General features: G+C 66.3%; 19 protein-coding genes. 5 read left to right on the top strand and 14 right to left on the bottom strand.

The window, feature by feature from the left end; translation table 11 throughout:
- The 8 genes from AC6CHL_RS09955 to grxD all read right to left on the bottom strand — a co-directional run bounded on the left by AC6CHL_RS09955 (position 1) and on the right by grxD (position 9,228).
- Positions 1–522, bottom strand: a complete 522-nt coding sequence (locus AC6CHL_RS09955; protein WP_498294277.1) for a pilus assembly PilX family protein — start codon at positions 520–522, stop codon at positions 1–3.
- Between the two features lie 3 nt (positions 523–525).
- Positions 526–1,656, bottom strand: coding sequence for a PilW family protein (locus AC6CHL_RS09950; RefSeq protein ID WP_498294276.1), 1,131 nt, complete (start codon positions 1,654–1,656; stop codon positions 526–528).
- A gap of 38 nt (positions 1,657–1,694) precedes the next feature.
- Positions 1,695–2,192 carry a type IV pilus modification protein PilV gene (pilV, locus tag AC6CHL_RS09945; RefSeq protein WP_498294373.1) on the bottom strand — a complete coding sequence of 166 codons (498 nt, stop codon included), beginning with the start codon at positions 2,190–2,192 and terminating at the stop codon, positions 1,695–1,697.
- A complete protein-coding gene (locus tag AC6CHL_RS09940; RefSeq protein WP_498294275.1) occupies positions 2,192–2,707 on the bottom strand; it encodes a GspH/FimT family pseudopilin in 516 nt (171 codons plus the stop codon). Before AC6CHL_RS09940 ends, pilV begins: the two co-directional genes overlap by 1 nt.
- Positions 2,708–2,923: 216 nt before the next feature.
- A complete protein-coding gene (gene ppnN, locus AC6CHL_RS09935; RefSeq protein WP_038692338.1) occupies positions 2,924–4,312 on the bottom strand; it encodes a nucleotide 5'-monophosphate nucleosidase PpnN in 1,389 nt (462 codons plus the stop codon).
- Positions 4,313–4,576: 264 nt separating this feature from the next.
- On the bottom strand, positions 4,577–7,831 hold the full coding sequence (locus AC6CHL_RS09930) for a TonB-dependent receptor (RefSeq protein WP_498294274.1): 3,255 nt from the start codon (positions 7,829–7,831) through the stop codon (positions 4,577–4,579).
- Positions 7,832–8,164: 333 nt separating this feature from the next.
- Positions 8,165–8,911: an SDR family NAD(P)-dependent oxidoreductase gene (locus tag AC6CHL_RS09925; protein WP_498294273.1), complete on the bottom strand. Its 747-nt coding sequence runs from the start codon at positions 8,909–8,911 to the stop codon at positions 8,165–8,167.
- Complete coding sequence (grxD, locus tag AC6CHL_RS09920) at positions 8,908–9,228, bottom strand: Grx4 family monothiol glutaredoxin (protein WP_038689261.1); 321 nt, start codon at positions 9,226–9,228, stop codon at positions 8,908–8,910. Before grxD ends, AC6CHL_RS09925 begins: the two co-directional genes overlap by 4 nt.
- Positions 9,229–9,347: 119 nt before the next feature.
- Here grxD and AC6CHL_RS09915 point away from each other — a divergent pair, with 119 nt between their 5' ends.
- Entirely contained in the window at positions 9,348–9,929 is a 582-nt protein-coding gene (locus AC6CHL_RS09915) for a superoxide dismutase (RefSeq protein WP_498294272.1), read from the top strand.
- Between the two features lie 161 nt (positions 9,930–10,090).
- On the opposite strand, the gene AC6CHL_RS09910 is transcribed toward AC6CHL_RS09915, so the two are convergent.
- Both AC6CHL_RS09910 and purE read right to left on the bottom strand, forming a co-directional pair.
- Positions 10,091–11,233, bottom strand: a complete 1,143-nt coding sequence (locus tag AC6CHL_RS09910) for a 5-(carboxyamino)imidazole ribonucleotide synthase (RefSeq protein WP_498294372.1) — start codon at positions 11,231–11,233, stop codon at positions 10,091–10,093.
- A 2-nt stretch (positions 11,234–11,235) separates the two neighbouring features.
- Positions 11,236–11,739 carry a 5-(carboxyamino)imidazole ribonucleotide mutase gene (purE, locus tag AC6CHL_RS09905; protein ID WP_498294271.1) on the bottom strand — a complete coding sequence of 168 codons (504 nt, stop codon included), beginning with the start codon at positions 11,737–11,739 and terminating at the stop codon, positions 11,236–11,238.
- A gap of 59 nt (positions 11,740–11,798) precedes the next feature.
- Between purE and AC6CHL_RS09900 the strand changes: the two genes are divergently transcribed.
- The 4 genes from AC6CHL_RS09900 (at position 11,799) to AC6CHL_RS09885 (ending at position 14,553) form a co-directional block, all read left to right on the top strand.
- Positions 11,799–12,068, top strand: a complete 270-nt coding sequence (locus AC6CHL_RS09900; protein ID WP_498294270.1) for a Trm112 family protein — start codon at positions 11,799–11,801, stop codon at positions 12,066–12,068.
- Positions 12,065–12,922, top strand: coding sequence for a carboxylating nicotinate-nucleotide diphosphorylase (nadC, locus tag AC6CHL_RS09895; RefSeq protein ID WP_448133356.1), 858 nt, complete (start codon positions 12,065–12,067; stop codon positions 12,920–12,922). Before AC6CHL_RS09900 ends, nadC begins: the two co-directional genes overlap by 4 nt.
- 140 nt (positions 12,923–13,062) lie before the next feature.
- A complete protein-coding gene (locus AC6CHL_RS09890) occupies positions 13,063–14,115 on the top strand; it encodes a DUF2272 domain-containing protein (RefSeq protein ID WP_498294269.1) in 1,053 nt (350 codons plus the stop codon).
- A gap of 81 nt (positions 14,116–14,196) precedes the next feature.
- Positions 14,197–14,553 carry a DUF3301 domain-containing protein gene (locus AC6CHL_RS09885; RefSeq protein WP_038689272.1) on the top strand — a complete coding sequence of 119 codons (357 nt, stop codon included), beginning with the start codon at positions 14,197–14,199 and terminating at the stop codon, positions 14,551–14,553.
- A 266-nt stretch (positions 14,554–14,819) separates the two neighbouring features.
- On the opposite strand, the gene AC6CHL_RS09880 is transcribed toward AC6CHL_RS09885, so the two are convergent.
- From AC6CHL_RS09880 to AC6CHL_RS09865, 4 genes are all read right to left on the bottom strand, one after another.
- On the bottom strand, positions 14,820–15,263 hold the full coding sequence (locus AC6CHL_RS09880) for a ClpXP protease specificity-enhancing factor (protein WP_038689274.1): 444 nt from the start codon (positions 15,261–15,263) through the stop codon (positions 14,820–14,822).
- Between the two features lie 149 nt (positions 15,264–15,412).
- Positions 15,413–16,048 carry a glutathione S-transferase N-terminal domain-containing protein gene (locus AC6CHL_RS09875; RefSeq protein ID WP_038689276.1) on the bottom strand — a complete coding sequence of 212 codons (636 nt, stop codon included), beginning with the start codon at positions 16,046–16,048 and terminating at the stop codon, positions 15,413–15,415.
- Positions 16,049–16,208: 160 nt separating this feature from the next.
- Entirely contained in the window at positions 16,209–16,955 is a 747-nt protein-coding gene (locus AC6CHL_RS09870) for a cytochrome c1 (protein ID WP_038689278.1), read from the bottom strand.
- Positions 16,948–18,207, bottom strand: a complete 1,260-nt coding sequence (locus tag AC6CHL_RS09865; protein WP_498294268.1) for a cytochrome b — start codon at positions 18,205–18,207, stop codon at positions 16,948–16,950. The genes AC6CHL_RS09870 and AC6CHL_RS09865 overlap by 8 nt, the downstream gene beginning before the upstream one ends.
- Position 18,208: the final 1 nt, after the last annotated feature.

The raw sequence follows: 18,208 nt of genomic DNA, 5'->3' as shown, positions 1-18,208 counted from the left end.
TCAGAGCTTGAATACGGTGTCGATGGCAGCCGAGGAGGTGCCTTCGTTGTTGTTGGCGTCGTCGCGGTCGGACGCGTACGCGGTGATCTGGTAGACGCGGGTGGGCTCTTCGCTTTCCGGTGCGCCCAGGTCCAGCGCTGCCTCTCCCTGGATGCAGCTTTCGATGCGGCGCACGTTGACTGCCGGCGCATCGGCCAGGGCCTGTTCGCCGACCCAACGGGTGGGGTCGTAGCCATCGTCGCAAATGCGCTTGATGTCATCGGCGCTCAGCGCCCCGCCATCGCCGGATTTGTTGTCAATTTCCTCGATCGAACGCTCGGTGTCGCGCACTGCCTGCTCGCCGGCCTGGAATGCGACGTTTACCGCCCGATAATTGGAGGACATGCGTTCTTGCATGCTTGCCACCTGCATGCCGACGATGCCCAGCAGCGAGAGCAGAATCAGCAGCATGAGCGCGATGTACAGCACCGCGCCCCGCTGCCGTGCGGGTACCTTGAACTGACGTCGGGCAGAAAGGATCATGGCTTAGTTTCCGAACAAACGGTTGCGCAATGCCACCGACACCTCATATGAGGTCCGGTAACGGCGATCATTGGTCGCAGGCGGATTGAAGCCCACTCCGAGCACGCCCAGCTGGGCGACAGCCGCGTCGGCCTGCTCGGCCGAGGCCGGCTGCGGGCTGCGCACCAGGATGCCCAGTTGCACCAACCCGACCCGCCGCCACGCCGCCACTGCACTGGCGTCGGTCGCGGTGCTGACATCGGCCGCGGTGCGCTGCACACTGATCCTGCCCGTCGGCGGGGCGATGCTGCTGATGTTCGGCTCGGCGTCCAGTCCATACAGGAACTGCAGGCTTTCGATACCTTCGGCCAGTTCCTCACCATTCTCGAAGGTGCCAGCGCCGTTGGCCCGCGCGCGGTACAACGCCGGCTCGTTGGCCGGGTTGGTCGCCACGTAATACGCCACCGCCTCAGCACGGTAAACCATGGTGACGGCATTGTTGGCGGCATAGTTCGCCAGCGACGTGGCCGTGGCAGTTATCGTATTGGCAGCCAGGCTGCCGGCGAACACATCGACCCGACTGCAGTCGGAAACGGCGAACAGGGAGGGCGTCGTGGCCGTACCGGCGGACAGTCGCGCGGCGGCATCGGAGGCCACGGTCACTTCCGAATCGGTGCCGCTGATGATGTTCAGTACGGGCGACCCTTCCGAGGTGAGATATCGCATCATCAGGATGTCGCTACCACCGATCGGCGCCGGCGTCAGGCCAGTGATCGCACTCGGCACGCTGCCTGCAGCCGACCAGGTACCGCCAATGGTGAGCGCATCGCCCGGTGCGGTGCCACCCGCTTCGTAGCCCTGGATAGGCACCGAGAAATCCAACGGGCTGCCGTCGCCCTCTGTGATGCCGGCGATGTTGACCCGAATGCTTTTCCCGTCTTTGATCACATGGCCCTGGTCGTTGACGCACCCCATGTGCCCGGCCATGCGGATATCGCGCTCAAGGAAATCCAGTGCGAAACGCGCGTTCTCCTGCGTGCGTGCCGCACCCTCGGACAGCCGGGAGGCCGCATGCGAAGCCATGAAAATCTGCACTACGCCCAGCATCAGGACCAGGCCAATGACCATGGCGACCATGAGCTCAATCAGCGACATGCCGACAGCTGCGCGACGAGTGCGGAACGAGGAGCGGCTCATAGACGCGTGACCAGAGTGAAGGTGGTGGTGGTATCGGCGTTGTCGGCATCCCAGCGTTCGTCGCCCCAGCCAATGCCCACGGTGACCAGGCCATCGATGACGCTGACGTTGGCGCTCGCCTTGTCCCCGAGGGTTTTGACCACCTGGCACTGCCAGCGGGTAACGTTGCTGGACTCGGCAGTGGCATCGGTGCCCACCGGCCAGGTACACGGCGCGGCTGCCACGGTCACGTCACCGGCATCGAACGATGCAGTGGTGTAGTCACCGCCATTGAGCGTGGCAGTGCGTTGTACGCGCATCAACTCAATCAGGTCCGATGCCAGGTTGGTGGCCTGGGTACGCTGCCCCGAACTCTGCACAAAACGCACATTCATGGTCTGCAGCAGGGCGAAACCCAGCAGGCCGAACGCCAGCACCAGCAGCGCGATCAGCACTTCCAGCAGGCTGAAGCCGCCATTGCGACGGCGGCCGGAGAATCCGGAGCGATTGCGCATCATGAGCAGGTTCCGTTGGTGGAGCGAACCTGACCGGACAGGTTCACGGTAAGGGTGCGGCGGGTTTCGCCACTCTTGCAGTCCGCCGGCGCGAGCGTGATCGACTGATCGCTGACGGCGCGGCGGCGGCCACGCGGATCGAAGGCGATGATGGCCGGATCCGGCGCGCCAACGCTCAGGCCTTTGTTGCCGGCGCTGTAGCGCAATACGGTATCGCCCGCGCCGAATGCCCCATCGCCATCGGCATCAGCCCAGGCCATTACGCCGTCGGCCCAGTCGCCATCGCAGGCGGTACCGTCGGTGCTGCCGCAGACCCCGCCACCGGCGTTGTTGCGGATGCCCTCGCTGCGGGCCAGCGAGAGCAGGCCGAGCAGTTCGTTGTTGCCGGTGCTGATCCGGTTGGAGCGCATCATTCCGGTAAAACTCGGATACGCGATACTGGCCAGCACTGAGAACACGATCAACGTGATCATCAACTCGACCAGTGTGAAGCCTTTGGATCGGCGGACGGACATGGAACGCTCCCCAGCGTGATGACACAGAAGATGGACGCCCTGCCGCCCGGCTGCAAGCGGCGACAGGACGAACGGTCGCCCGGGGGCGACAGGCGTCAATCAGTTGACACCGCAAGGCCCGGGCGGGGGCGCCAGGGACGACGGCAGCGCTGCCGCCTCCCCGCCCTGCCCCGCCCGAGGGCGGGGTCGGAACCCCGGCCCGGCTGGCCGGTCAGATCAGGCCAACACCTTGTAGCAAGGCTGGTACTCGCCGGAGATCTTCATCCGACGCTGCTCGACGAAGCCGCGCAGCAGCTCGTCCAAGGCCTGCATCATGTCCGCGTCGCCGTGGATCTCGAACGGGCCGAACTCCTCGATGCGGCGCATGCCGTCTTCCTTCACGTTGCCGGCGACGATGCCGGAGAACGCGCGGCGCAGGTCGGCCGCCAGGGCATGCGGCGGACGCCCGTGATGCAGGTCCAGCGCGGCCATGGCTTCATGGGTCGGCACGAACGGCTGCTGGTACTCCCACGGAATCTCGATGGACCAGTTGAAGAAGAACGAATCCTTCTGCTCCAGGCGGTGCTCGCGCACGCGCTTGATGCCGGCGGACATGCGTCGCGCCACCGCCACCGGGTCGCCGATGATGATCTCGTAGCGCGCGGCCGCCGCATCGCCCAGGGTCAGGCGGATGAAGCGGTCGATCTGCTCGAAGTACGGCGCGGCCACGGTCGGGCCGGTCAGGATCAGCGGGAACGGCAGGTCCTTGTTTTCCTCGCGCAGCAGGATGCCGAGCAGGTACAGGATTTCCTCGGCGGTGCCGACGCCGCCGGCGAACACGATGATGCCGTGGCCGATCCGCACGAACGCTTCGAGACGCTTCTCGATGTCCGGCATGATCACCAGGTGGTTGACGATCGGGTTCGGCGACTCGGCGGCGATGATGCCCGGCTCGGTCAGGCCGATGTAGCGGGTGACGTGCTTGCGCTGCTTGGCGTGGGCAATGGTGGCGCCCTTCATCGGGCCCTTCATCGCGCCCGGGCCACAGCCGGTGCAGATGTCCAGGCCGCGCAGGCCCAGCTCGTAACCGACCTGTTTGGTGTACAGGTACTCATCGCGGCCGATCGAGTGGCCGCCCCAGCACACCACCAGGTTCGGGTCGCCCGGGTTGAGGATGCGCGCGTTGCGCAGCAGCCCGAACACCGCGTTGGTGATGCCTTCGGAGGATTCCAGTTCGGCCGCGTAGGCCGGGCCCATTTCGATGGCCATGTAGGCCAGGTCGCGGACCACGGCGAACAGCAGCTCGGCGACGCCGCGGATGATCTCGCCGTCGACGAAGGCCATCGCCGGTGCGTTCACCAGGTCGATGCGCACACCGCGATCCTGCTGGGCCACCTGGATGTCGAAATCGGGGTACAGATCGCGCGCCGCGCGCGGATCGTCGGAGGCGCTGCCACTGGTCAGCACGGCCAGCGCGCACCGGCGCAGCAGCTCGTGCATGCCACCGCCGGACGCATCGCGCAGGCGTGCCACCTCGGCGCGCGACAACACATCCAGTCCACCGCGCGGGTAGATCCGCGCGTCCTGCACCGGCAGCGTCCGCGCCGGGGTTTCGGTGATCTTCATTTCCATTCTTTTCGCTTCCTCAAGGTAGACGACTGTACTGCTGCCCCCTTAAAAAGCAAAACGGCCGGGAAACCCGACCGTTGGATACATCCTGACGTCAGCAGGCCATTTGGAGCCGCTGCGGCGCGCTGATTTCCGCGCAACCCATTGAGAGTACATGGACCGGACCCATGTGGCAAGAAGACCGATACACACGGGCGAGGTGCCACAAAAAAACGGCCGGGTTTCCCCGGCCGTTTTCAATTACACGTCAAGCTCGCTGGATCAGAACTTGTACTTCAGGGTCAGCTGCATCGACCAGCGCGACACGCCGGTGTTGCCCTTGTCGTTGTTGTTTTCCTGGATCTGCGGGGCATCGGCGGAACTGAAGTTGTAGATGTACTTGCCGGTCGCCGGGTCGATACCCGCATAGCTGGCCACGCGGGCGGTCGAGTTGAAGCCGTAATCCTCGATCTTGCCCCACTTCTTGTTGATCAGGTTGCCGACATTCATGATGTCCAGCGCCAGCTCACCCTTGTGCTCCTTCATGAAGCCCGGGAATTCCTGGGCGATATGCACGTCGAAGCTGTTGGTCCACTTGGTGCGGAAGGCGTTGGCCGGGGCGATCTGGCCCTGATACTTCTCCAGCTGCGGGTTGGCCGCCAGCCAGTCGAAGAAGGCCTTTTCCATCGCCGCGCCGCCGGTGAACTTGACGTCGCCGTAGCCGTTGGGCACGTAGAACAGGTCGTTGAAGACGCCGGCACCCGAGGTGGACGCAGCGTCGCCGTTCATGTCGTTGTAGTAGATGTAGCTGAACGGACGACCCGAACGGCCTTCATAGAACAGGCCCACGGAGGTGTTGTAGTCGCCGAAGAACGCCTTCTTCCAGTTGATCGAGCCGGTGATACGGTCCTTGATCGCATAGCGCGAGTCATAGGCCACGTTCTCGTTGGCGGTGCCGATCAGGGTGCTGCCCCAGTTGGAGGTGTTCTGCGAGCTGGTCAGCGGGCTGACTTCGGTCGCGGCGGTGTAGGTGTAGGCCAGCGACCAGCCCCAGTTTTCGGTCAGCGGCTTGTTCAGGCCGACGGTGAACTGGCGGCTGCTGCCCTTGTCGGTGTTCTTCATCAACAGAACGTCGCCAATGTCATCCGGACGGTTGTACTTGCCACCGACGACACCACCGCCGGGTGCGGTCGCACCCTCTCGGATCGAGCAGGTGGCGCCCACGCACGGGACGTAGCCCTGCGGGTTCCAATACAGCTCACGCCCATCCTGACCGATGCGGGTAGCCGCAACGTCGCCATTCTTGCCACGCAGGTCCAGGCGCTCGAAGTAGATGCCGTTGTTGACCTTGGTGTACAGGAACTCGGCCGACGCGACGATGCCGTACCACGGCAGCTCATGATCGAAGGCCAGGTTGGTCTTCCACACCGACGGCAGCTTGAGGTCCGGCGCGGCAATGTCCACGTTCTGGCGCGCACCCGCACCCGACGCCGGGATGTACGGCGGATCGGTTTCCGGGGTGAAGATACCGTTCTGGTTGCGGACCGTGTACTCGATGTAGTTCAGGCCGGTGTTCTGGTAGGCACCTGCCAGCCACACGTTCGGGGCCGCGCCACCGAACAGGCCCACGCCGCCGCGCAGCTGGGTCGGGCGATCGCTGTCGAAGGTGTAGTTGAAGCCGAAGCGCGGCTGCACCAGCTTGTCATCGGGCAGCTGGGTGTTGTCGTACCCGTACAGCTGCATGATGCGCGGGTTGTACAGCCGCTGCGAGCTGAAGTCCGGCATGTCGACGCGGACGCCGGCCTGCACGGTCAGGTTGCTGTTGACCGCCCAGCTGTCCTGGATGAACACACCGGTGTTCTTCAGGGTGTACTTGGCCGGAATGTCGTCGTAGCTGCCGCCGGCACGCGGGGCACGCACGACGTACTGATTGACGCGGTTCGCTTCGAAATCAGCCAGGGTGTTGAAGATGTACGCGCCATTGACGTTACGGCCGTAGTAGTTCAACAGGTCGTTGTCGGAGTAGTCGAAACCGAACTTGACGGTGTGGTCGCCGACATACCAGGTAGCGGCACCGAAGGCGCTCAGTTCCTTGCTCTCGACCGCATTGACGTGCGAGTTCTGCTCGGTACCGAAGTACAGCGAGTCATTGCCGCCGACGCCAAAGCCACGCACCTGGATCTGCGGCAGGCTCGACGGGGTGGTACGGATCGAGGTGTATTCCTTGTGCGACAGCTTGAACTCGGTCGAGAAGTTCTCGGACCAGTCACTGAACAGCTCGCCCATCCACGATTCGTAGGTCTTCGGCTGCTGGTACCAGAAGCTGCTCAGCGACACGGCGCTGCTGCTGATCTGCGGGAAGCGGACCACGTTCTGCTCGAGCTTGTTGTAACGCACGGCGGCACGGTGGTTGTCGCTGATGTTCCAGTCGACCTTCAGCGCGTACTCTTCCACTTCGGTCTTGTTCGACGGCGCGTTGAGCGAGCCGGCATCGAAGCCGTAACCGGTGGCGATCTGCTGCGCGCGGGCAATGTCGGCATCGGTGATGCTGCCCTTGCCGTACGGCGAGTCGGTCAGGCTGACGCCCGGGGCCGAACGCTCCATCTTCTCGTAGTTGGCGAAGAAGAAGACCTTGTCCTTGATGATCGGACCACCCAGGGTCATGCCGTAGGTCTTTTCGTCATCGAAGCCGTTGAAGCGGACGCCTTCCAGATCCTTGCGGACCATGTCCTTGTCGCGGTACGCGTAGTACACGGTGCCGCCGAAGTTGTTGGTACCCGACTTGGTCACCGCGTTGATCACCGCACCGGTACCACCGGCGATGGTGGTGTCGTAGTTGGCGATGTCGATGTTGATTTCCTGGATCGCATCCATCGACACCGGCTGACGCTCGGTCGGCAGGTTGTTGGATTCCAGGCCGAACGGATCGCCGGCACCGATGCCGTCGATGCGGATCGCGTTGTAACGGGTGTTCTGGCCACCGACCGAGATCGCACCGTCGGCCTTGCTGACCTGCGAGATGCGCGGGTCGAGGCGGATGTAATCCTGGATGTTGCGGTTGACCGACGGCAGCGACTCGATCGTCTGGCGATCAACGTTGGTGCCGGTGCCCATCTTGTAGGCGCTGAAGATTTCCGAACCACCGGCCACGGCCACGACCTGCACGGCATCGAGGTTGGTGGCACCGGCGGCCATGTCACCGGCCAGGTTGGCGTTGACGGTGTTTACCTGATTGAGGTTCAGGTAAACGCCGTCTTCGGTCTTGGTGCCTTCACCGGCCTTGTTGATGGTGATGGTGTACGGACCACCCACGCGCAGGCCGCGCGCGTTGTAACGACCCGACGCATCCGTGGTGGCGCGGCTGACGGTGCCCGACTCGGTGTGCGTGATGGTGACTTCGGCACCGACGACAGGCGAACCTGCGGCGGACGTGACCTGGCCGCCGACACCGGCAGAGGTGCTCTGGGCGAAGGCGGGAGCGGCGGCAAGTGCAGCCACGAGACCAAGAGTGAGCTTGGACATCCGGAGGTGGGTCATTTTGGGGATAGCCTCGATGCGAGATTGGGGATGGCGGAGAAAAAAACGCGCCCAAGCAGCCTTGCTGGCGGCTGACTGGACTTTTGATCTGGGTTCCCTAGCCGCTGGCTGGTTTCAGCCGCAACGGTTAACACTAGATTAACACGGTAGCTTCGGATTGTGACGGTTTGGCGACAAAACACACGCCATCACAACGGTATCGTGACGCTTTCTTCACATTCAGGATGAACCGGCTGAATGGCGGGGAGATGACAGCGCGCGAACCCGTAGAGCCGGGCTCTGCCCGGCTTGGGCCGTGGTCGGCGAACCCGTAGAGCCGGGCAGAGCCCGGCGCTACGCGGCGGGGGTGTGGATCTGGCCGCGGTGGGGCGCACCGGCGGCTGAGAGCAGCAGCACGGCGGCCTGCGCGCAGTCGGCCGGATCGCGGGCGCTGCGGTCTTCATCCAGCGAGAAGGCGCGGGCACGCAAGGCCGTGCGCATCGGGCCCGGCTGCAGGCCGCTGACCCGGACCGTGCTGCGGCCCAGCTCGTCATGCAGGCTGCTGATCAGGCCGCGCAGGCCGTGCTGGGCGGCGCCATAGCCGCCCCAGTACGCCAGCCCTACCCGCCCGGGATCGTCCACGGTGAACACAAGTGCGGCATCGTCACGTTGGCGCAGCAGCGGCAGGCAGGCCTGGGCCAGCCACGCCGGGGCGGTCAGGTTGACGTGCACCGCCCGGGCGAAGGCGGCCGGGTCGGCCAGTTCGAACGGGGTCAGGCCGGCGAAGTCGGCGGCGCAGTACAGCAGGCCGTCCAGACGGCCAAGTTCGCTCTGCAGGCGCTCGGCCAGTGCGGCGTAGTCGTCGGGGGTGGCCCCTTCCAGGTCCATCGGGTACAGCAGCGGCTCGGGGCCGGCGGCCTGGACGGCCGCGTACACCCGGTCGAGCCGGCGCGGCTTGCGCCCCAGCAGGACCACCGTGGCCCCGGCCTCGGCACAGGCCACGGCAGCGGCGCTGCCGAAGCCACCGCCGGCACCGGCGATGAGGATGACGCGATCGGCAAGCGATCCAGTCCCGACCACAACGGACGGGACCGCACTCATGGGAGTGACGCCTCTTCCACGATGCGCTTGAGCTCGCCCGATTCGAACAGTTCCAGCACGATGTCGCAGCCGCCGATCAGTTCGCCGTGGATGAACAGCTGCGGGAAGGTGGGCAGGTTGGAGAAGCGCGGCAGGTTCGCGCGGACCTCCGGTTCCTCAAGCACGTTGACCGTGCGCAGCGCGACCGCGCCGGCGGCCATCAGGGCCTGGATCGCCCGGCTGGAGAACCCGCACATGGGGTACTGGGGGGTGCCCTTCATGAACAACACGAGGGGGTAACGCTCCACTTCGGTCTGGATCTGCTGCATCACCGCCACAACGACTCTCCCTGCGGGTGGGACAACCCGGCCTGGCCGGTCGGATAGACTTCCCTCAGCGCCATTGTAAGCCTTCCGGCCCTGCCACCGGCGCCCCCGTCCCCAATCCAATGCGAGCCATGCCCCTCGACCTGCCCCGCCTGCCCTACGACCGCACCGCCCTGCAGCCGCACCTGTCGGCCGAAACGCTGGACCTGCACCACGGTCGCCACCATCGCGCCTATATCGAGGCGGTCAACGCGCGCATTGAAGGCACCGAGCTGGCCGACCTGCCACTGGAGGACATCGTGCGGCAAAGCCAGGGCAGCCTGTTCGATGCCGCCGCCCAGGCCTGGAACCACGCGTTCTACTTCCAGTGCCTGCATCCGCGCGGCGGCGGCGACCCGAAGGACCGGCTGGGCGAACTGGTGACCCGCCACTTCGGCGACGTGCGCCGGTTGCGCGAGGAGTTCGAGCGCGCCGCGCTGGGCCTGTTCGGCTCGGGCTGGGTATGGCTGGTGCAGCACCCGACCGGCGCGCTGGCGATCCAGTCCACGCGCAACGCCGGTACGCCCCTGACCGGGCAGAGCACGCCGCTGCTGGCGTGCGACGTGTGGGAACACGCGTACTACACCGACTACCAGAATGAGCGGGCGCGCTACCTGGAGGCGTTCTGGAAGCTGGTCAACTGGGACTTCGTGGCGGCGCAGCTGCGCGATTGATGCGCCGACGCGGGTGGGTGTGCCGACCCGGGTTTCGGGAGGGCTGTGTGTACCGACCAACGGTCGGTACCTACCCGGGTTTCGGGAGAGCTGGGTACCAGCAGACGCCGGTAGGTCACGACCGTTGGTCGTGACCGGGGCGCCGGCATCCTGCCACCGCTCTACCCGCGCAGCGCCGCAACCACCGGGGCGACCTGGGCACCGCGATCAAGCTGACCGCCCACGTGGTCCAACACATCGGCCAGCGCGCCCGCATCGTCGTCGCGCAGCGTGGCGTGGCCGACCTTGCGGCCGTCGCGCGGCTGTTTGCCGTAGTCGTGCCAATGCCCACCGGGCTGGCCCAGCACGGCGGCGGCCGCGGGCATCGCGCCCAGCCAGTTGAGCATGCAGGCCTGGCCCAGCATGCGGGTGTCGCCCAGCGGCAGGCCAAGCACCGCACGCAGGTGGTTCTCGAACTGCGAGGTCTCGCTGCCTTCGATGGTCCAGTGGCCGGAGTTGTGCACGCGCGGCGCCATCTCGTTGACCAGCAGTTCATCGCCACGGCAGAACAGCTCCAGCGCGAACACGCCCACGTAGTCCAGCCGCTCGGCCAGCGCGCGGGCATGGCCGATGGCCGCCTCGTGCTGGGCCGGGCTCAACCGGGCCGGGGCCAGGCTGGCCGACAGCACGCCGTCCACATGCCAGTTGCCGGTGACCGGCCAGGCACGGAACTGGCCGTCGCGAGCGCGCACCGCAATCACGCTGACCTCGCGATCAAAGGCGACGAAGCCTTCCAGGATCAGGCCGGTCTTGTCGACGTAGTCACCCAGGGTGGCCCAGGCGGTGTCGATGTCGGCCGCGCTGCGGATACGGAACTGGCCCTTGCCGTCGTAGCCCAGGCGGCGGGTCTTGACGATGCACGGCATGCCGAACTCGGCCACCTTGGCGGCCAGCTCGTCGCGACTGCGGATGTCGGCGAACGGCGGCAGCGGAATGCCCAGCTGCTGGAACAGGGTCTTTTCGCTCAGGCGGTCCTGGGCCACGGCCAGCGCATCCGGATTGGGATACACCGGCACGCGCTCGGCCAGGAAGCGGGCACTGTGCGCGGGCACGTTCTCGAAATCGAAGGTGACCACGTCCACGCGGGCGGCGAATGCCGCCAGCGCGGCCTCGTCGTCGAACGCGGCTACCTGCAGCGGCGCCACCTGGGCACCACAGGCATCAGCGGCCGGGTCGAACAGCTCGAAACGCAGGCCCAACGGTGCGCCAGCCAGCACCATCATGCGGGCCAACTGCCCGCCACCCAGGATGCCAACGGTCTTCATGCTCATTGACGCGGGTCGTCGTGGGCCATGACGTCTTCGGTCTGGCGGGCGCGGAAGGCGTCCAGCGCCTGGCCGATGGCCGGCTGCTCCGGGGCCAGCATGGCCGCGGCGAACAGCGCGGCGTTGGAGGCGCCCGCATTGCCGATGGCGAAGGTGGCCACCGGGATGCCGGCCGGCATCTGCACGATCGACAGCAGCGAGTCCATCCCGTTGAGGGCCTTGGACTGCACCGGCACGCCGAGTACCGGCACGGCGGTCTTGGCCGCGATCATGCCCGGCAGATGGGCCGCGCCCCCCGCACCGGCGATGATCGCGCGCAGGCCGCGCTCACCGGCCTGTTCGGCATAGGTGAACAGCACGTCCGGCGTGCGGTGTGCCGACACGACTTTCACTTCGTAGGGAACGCCGAGCGCATCGAGCTTCTGGGCGGCGTGCTGCATGGTTTCCCAGTCGGAGCGGGAACCCATGACGATGCCGACGAGCGGCGCGGATTGGTTGGGGGTCATTGGCCGTCACCTGCCTTAAAGACGTATTCTAGCCATCTTCCACGCAAGACGAAGAATCCATGGATCGCAAGCTGCTTGACCTGCTGTGCTCGCCCGACACCCGCCAGCCCCTGTCCCTGTTGGACGCCAAGGGCCTGGAGGCACTCAACCGCGCCATCGGCGCCGGGACCGTGCTCAAGGCCGACGGCAGTGCGCAGACCCAGACCCTGCGCGAGGCGCTGCTGACCCGCGACCGCAAGCAGGTGTTCCGCGTCGACGATGGCATTCCGGTGCTGCTGGCCGAGGAGGCCATCGCCACCGCGCAGATCGCCGACTTCCCGGAAAAATGAGCCGGGCCGAGCTTGCGGCACCCGATGCCGCCGGGGTAACGGCCGATGTGGCACGGGCGCTGGCCGAGGATATCGGCAGCGGCGATGTCACCGCCGCACTGCTGCCCGACCGCCCCGACAGCGCCTACCTGCTGTGCAAGCAGGACGCGGTGATCGCCGGCCGGCCGTGGTTCGACGCCACCCATCGCGCCCTGGACCCGCAGGTCCAGATCGACTGGCGGGTGGCCGAGGGCGACCACGTTGCCGCCGGTACGGTGCTGGCGATCCTGCACGGGCGCAACCGCAGCCTGGTGAGCGCCGAACGCACGTCGCTGAACTTCCTGCAGACGCTGTCAGGGACGGCCACCACGACGGCGCGATACGTGGCCGCCGTGGCGGGCACCGGCGCACGCATCCTGGACACCCGCAAGACCCTGCCCGGGCTGCGCGTGGCCCAGAAGTACGCGGTGCGCTGTGGCGGCGGTGACAACCATCGCCTGGGATTGTTCGACACGGTGATGCTCAAGGAAAACCACATCCGCGCCGCGGGCTCGCTCACGGCGGCGGTGCAGTCCGCACGGGCGCAGTGGCCGCAGCTGCCGCTGGTGGTCGAGGTCGAGGATCTGGACCAGTTGCGCGAAGCGCTGGCCGTGGGCTGCGAGCGCATTCTGATCGACGATTTCGACGCCGATCTGCGCCGCGAGGCGGTGCGGCTCGCGGCCGGGCGGATTCCGCTGGAAGTCTCCGGCAGCGTGGGCCTGGACGGGCTGCGCGCGATCGCCGAGGACGGGGTGGACTGCATCTCGATCGGCGGCCTGACCAAGCACGTGCAGGCGATCGACCTGTCGTTGAAATTGGGCCCGCCGCCGGGTTGAGGCGCGCGTGTCGACCCACGGTCGACACCCACCCCGCCGATGCCGCACGACCGTTGGTCGTGCGGCATCGGCGCGCGGCGTTCACGGGATCGGCAGACCGGGTCTGCGAGGCTTGCCCTGCCCCCACCCGGAGAGCGCGTATGCGCCCCTTGTTCCTGCTTGCGTGCCTGTCGCCGCTGGCGACACTGCTGCCGGCCACCGCGTCCGCGGCCGAGGTCTGCGACATCCCGCCCCGGTTCGGGCTGAGCCCCCTGGCGGTGAACATCGTGCAGACCGCCTGCAACGAACATCGGCTCTGGTATCGCCCGTTCATCGACCGCGACGGCCGCGTGGCCAGCATCAGCGCGACCGAGGCCGAGGACGTGCACCTCGCCGACAACGGCATGGTCGCCTGGCAACGCGTGGTGGGGTACTGGCGCCAGAGCGGTACGCTGTCGCCGATGGGCGGGCAGCCCGGTGCAACCAGCTGCATGGCCCCGCCGGGCACGCGCTACACCGATACCGACTGCCGGGCGTTCCTGATCGACAACCCATGGTCGGCCGCCTTCATTTCCTGGGTGATGACCCGCGCCAGCGTGCCGGGCTTTACCCGCTCACCCCGGCATATCGACTACATCCGCGCGGCGTACCAGAACAGCGGGCCGTACCGGATGACCGATCCGGCGCAGGAAAAGCCCGCGCCGGGCGACCTGCTGTGCTACCTGCGCGATCGCCGGGAAGCGCTCAGCTACAGCGGTCTGGTGCAGTCGCTGGGCAGTGGCGCGGTGACCCACTGGAAGTCGCATTGCGAGGTGGTGATCGCGGCCAACATGGGCGGCGACCGCACCCTGTACCTGATCGGCGGCAACGTGATGAACACCGTGGCGATGCGCAAGCTGTCGCTGGACCGCAGCGGCCGTATCGAACTGCCGCCGGCCAAGGCCAATGCCAGCGATGGCATGGAACTGGGATGCACGCCGGGCCGCGAAGAGGAATGCAACTTCAACCGGCAGGACTGGGCCGCACTTCTGAAACTGGTGGCCACCGCGCCCGCGGCGCTCCCGCCCTCGCCCACAGCGCCGCCACGCCCGGTGCCGGTGTCGCCTGCTGCGCCGGGGTCGGCACCGGTCCCGGCACGGCCGTCGTCGTTACCGGCTACGCCACCCCAACCTCCCGTGCCATTGCCCGCTGCCACGCCTCGTACCGACGGATGACGGGCGCGTACCTGGCTTGATCCGGGCACGGTTCGCCGCCATCTTGGGGGTTCCAGCCGCTCAGAACGTCCCGAGTCACCCATGCCCAGTTTGATCCTGTTGATGATTGCCGGTGCGTTCGCGTACGCGTTCTGGAACTCTGCACGCGCCGCCGCCGAGCGTGCCGGCGAGCTGGGCCGCAACGCCTGCCGCGCCGCCGATGTGCAATGGCTGGACCAGAGCGTGCATTCCACCGGGCTGCGCGTCTGCCGCAAGCCCAACGGCTGGCTGGGCTGGGAGCGCACGTTCAAGTTCGAGTATTCGCACGATGGCGTGGACCGCCACAGCGGCCGCATGGTGCTGCGCGGGGACGAGCTGGTGTCGTTCGTCGGCCCGTCGGCGGCCCGCATCAGCGAGATCCGGCGCAGCGTGGACACCAGCGGCGCCGAAGACGTCTGACCCCCGGGGGTAGAGCCGACCGTTGGTCGGCTGAAGCATCCCGCATCCCGCGGTAGAGCCGACCGTTGGTCGGCTGACGTGCCCCGCATTTTGTCGTAGAGCCGACCGTTGGTCGGCTGCCGTCGTTCGGTTGCCGTGGATTTCCGCAGAGAGCAGCCGACCAACGGTCGGCTCTACCGGGTGGGTTACCGTAGATTCCTGCGGAGAGCAGCCGACCAACGGTCGGCTCTACGTGGAATGGCCGCCTTGCGGCGGCCATGCGTGTTCTATTTCACCACGCGCAGATGCGGGCGGCCGCTGGGCTTGGGCGGCACGTCATCGGGCGGGGTCGGGCTGTCGTCCGGCGGCAGCTCATCCTCCGGGCCCGGCTCGTGGCCGGGGATGTCATCCGGCAGGGCCATGCCCTGCCCGGTCTCGCGCGCGTACACGGCCAGCACGGCCGAAATCGGCACGTGCACCGGGTAGCTGGTGCCCGAAAAGCGCGCCGAGAAACTCACGCCGTCGTTGTCGATGTGCAGCTGTACCACGGCGCGTTCGGCGATGTTCAACACCACCCGGCCGTCTTTGACCGCGCTCTGCGGCACCTGCACGCCCGGCATCCCGGCGTCGACCAGGATATGCGGCGTCAGGTCGTTGTCATTGATCCATTCCACCAAGGCCCGCAACAGGTACGGACGGTGGCTGGTCATGCGGAAAGTGTCTTCAGTCATGGGGTAGAGCCGAGCCTTGCTCGGCTGCGGGGATCCGATTGCGTAGTGACAAGTGTACGCGCCCGCCTACCCGCAGGTCAGCCTCCGCGCGCGCCCGCCCTGCGTTTTCATTCAGTGCACCGGCCCGTTGACAGCGCCGGTGCGCCCGGTCAACCCGGCAGATCGCGCAGCTTCTTTTCCTGGTCGGTCAGGCTGCGGATGAAACCGGGATGGCGGAAAATGCGGTTGCCGTAGTCTTCGATCGACTTGCCGTCCTTGGGCAACGGCACGTCCAGCGACTGCAGGCGCCAGATGATCGGGGCCATGGCGCAGTCGGCCAGGCTCATCTCCGGATTGAGGAAGAACTTGCTGGCCTTGAACAGCGGCACCGCGCTGGTCAGCAATTCCTTCAGCCGCTTGCGACCGGCTTCGGCCTGGGTCTTGTTGCCCAGCTGGATGGCCTGCACCTGCGGCACCCAGTCGTGTTCGATGCGCAGCATCGCCAGGCGGATGCGCGCGCGCGACAGCGGATCGACCGGCATCAGCGGCGGGTGCGGGTAGCGCTCGTCCAGATACTCACTGACCACCGATGCCGCGTACAGCACCAGCTCGCGCTCCACCAGGGTGGGCACGGAGTGGTACGGGTTGAGGTCGATCAGGTCCTCGGGCGGATTCTGCGGGTCGACCGGGACGAAGTCGTAGCTCACGCCCTTGGCAGCCAGTACCAGGCGCACGCGATGGCACAGGACATCGTCGTTCGAGGAAAACAGCGTCAAGGTGTTTCGCATGCGTACGCTCGCCGCCATCAAAGGCTCTCCAACGTCCGGTAACCGCCGGTCGTATCGGCGCCGCCAGCCCATTGCCAGCGGTCGTCACAGTACCCGAGTGTGCAACCGCCCATCACAAAAGCCAATAGGCCGATCGACCCCTGCCGGGATCGATCCACGCTCGGTGGCGCCTGGAGGCTCAGTGCACGTCCTTCCAGTATTCCTTCTTGAGCAGGTAGGCAAGGAAGGTCAGCAGGGCCAGGAACAGGATGACCCAGACGCCCAGCTTCTGGCGCTTGAGCGCAGCCGGCTCACCGGCGTACTCCAGGAAGTTGGTGATGTCGCGCACCGTCTGGTCGTACTGCTGTGCATCCACGTTGCCCGGCTGCTCGATCTTCAGGCCGATCACCGGCGGGTCGGCGCCCGGGCTTTCCGCCTTGCCGTGCACCGCGTGCTGCAGGCCCTGCATCTCCCACAGCGGGTTGGGCATGGACGCATTCGGGAACAGGCTGTTGTTCCAGCCCAGGGGCCGAGACGGATCCACGTAGAACGACTTGAGATAGGTGTACACCCAGTCGCTGCCACGCACTCGGGCAATCAGGCTCAGGTCCGGCGGCATCTTGCCGAACCACTTTTCCGCCTGCGCCTTGGGCATGCTCACCGGGATCTGCTCGCCGATCGGGGTGCCGGTGAAGTTGAGGTTGTTCATCACCTCGTCCTCGCTCAGCCCGAGATCGGCAGCCATGCGCGAATAGCGCAGGTACTTCAGCGCGTGGCACCCCGAGCAGTAGTTCATGTACAGCTGCGCGCCACGCTGCAGCGAGGCCCGGTCGCTCAGGTCGTTGCCGGCCTGCAGGGTCTTGCCGCCCTCGGCGGCACCGGCGATGGCGCTGCTCAACATCAGGGCGGCCGCGCAGGCCAGCCGGACAATCCAGTGGTCAGTCATGCGTGGTCACCCGATCCGGTACCGGTTTGGTCCTGTCCAGCCTGGTCCATAGCGGCATGGTGATGAAGAAGGCGAAGTACAGGAAGGTCAGCACGCGGCCCACATAGGTTTCGTGGGCGTCGGTGCCAGGGCCCGAGCCGATCACGCCCAGCCAGACGAAGCACACCGCGAACACGCCCAGCAGCACCCGCGACAGCCAGCCACGGTAGCGGTAGGACTTGACCCGCGCACGGTCCAGCCACGGCACCAGGAACAGGATCGCGATGGCCGAGAACATCACCAGCACGCCACCGAGCTTGTTGGGCACCACCCGCAACATTGCGTAGTACGGGGTGTAGTACCAGACCGGCTTGATGTGTTCGGGCGTGACCAGGCGGTTTGCCTCGGTGAAGTTGTCGTGTTCCAGGAACAGACCCCCAAAGGCCGGGGCGAAGAAGATGATGAAGGCGGCGATGATCAACAGGAACCCGGCGCCCACGCCATCCTTGAGCGTGTAATACGGGTGGAAGGGGATGCCATCGGTAGGCGCGGTGGCCGACCAGCGGTTGCCCTTGGGACCCTTCTTGATTTCCACGCCGTCGGGATTGTTGGAGCCCACCTCGTGCAGCGCGCCCAGGTGCAGCACCACCAGCAGCAACAGCACCAGCGGCAGGGCGATCACGTGCAGGGCGAAGAAGCGGTTGAGGGTGGCGTCGCTGGGCAGGTAGTCGCCCATGATCCACTCGGTCAGGCCGGTCCCGATCACCGGGATCGCGCCGAACAGCGAGATGATCACCTTGGCGCCCCAGAACGACATCTGGCCCCAGGGCAGCACGTAGCCCATGAAGGCTTCGGCCATCAGCACCAGGTAGATCAGCATGCCCAGGATCCACACCAGTTCGCGCGGTTTCTGGTAACTGCCGTACAGCAGCCCGCGGAACATATGCAGGTAGACCACGATGAAGAACAGCGAGGCCCCGGTGGAGTGCATGTAGCGGATCAGCCAGCCCCACTCCACATCACGCATGATGTATTCGATGGAGGCGAACGCTTCGGCGGCGTTGGTCTTGTAGTGCATCGTGAGGAAGATGCCCGTCACGATCTGGTTGACCAGGATCAACAGCGCCAGCGAACCGAAGTAGTACCAGATGTTGAAGTTCTTCGGCGCGTAGTACTCGCTCACATGCTTGCGGTAGACCGGCATCAGGCCCGGTGCGCGGGCATTGACCCAGTCGGCGACGCCGGTGGCGGTGCGGGTAACGATGTTGGCCATG

The organism is Stenotrophomonas sp. GQ19, assembly GCF_059758695.1.
The sequence above is the reverse complement of the archived record's forward strand: the minus strand, read 5'-3'. Positions and strand labels throughout refer to the sequence as shown.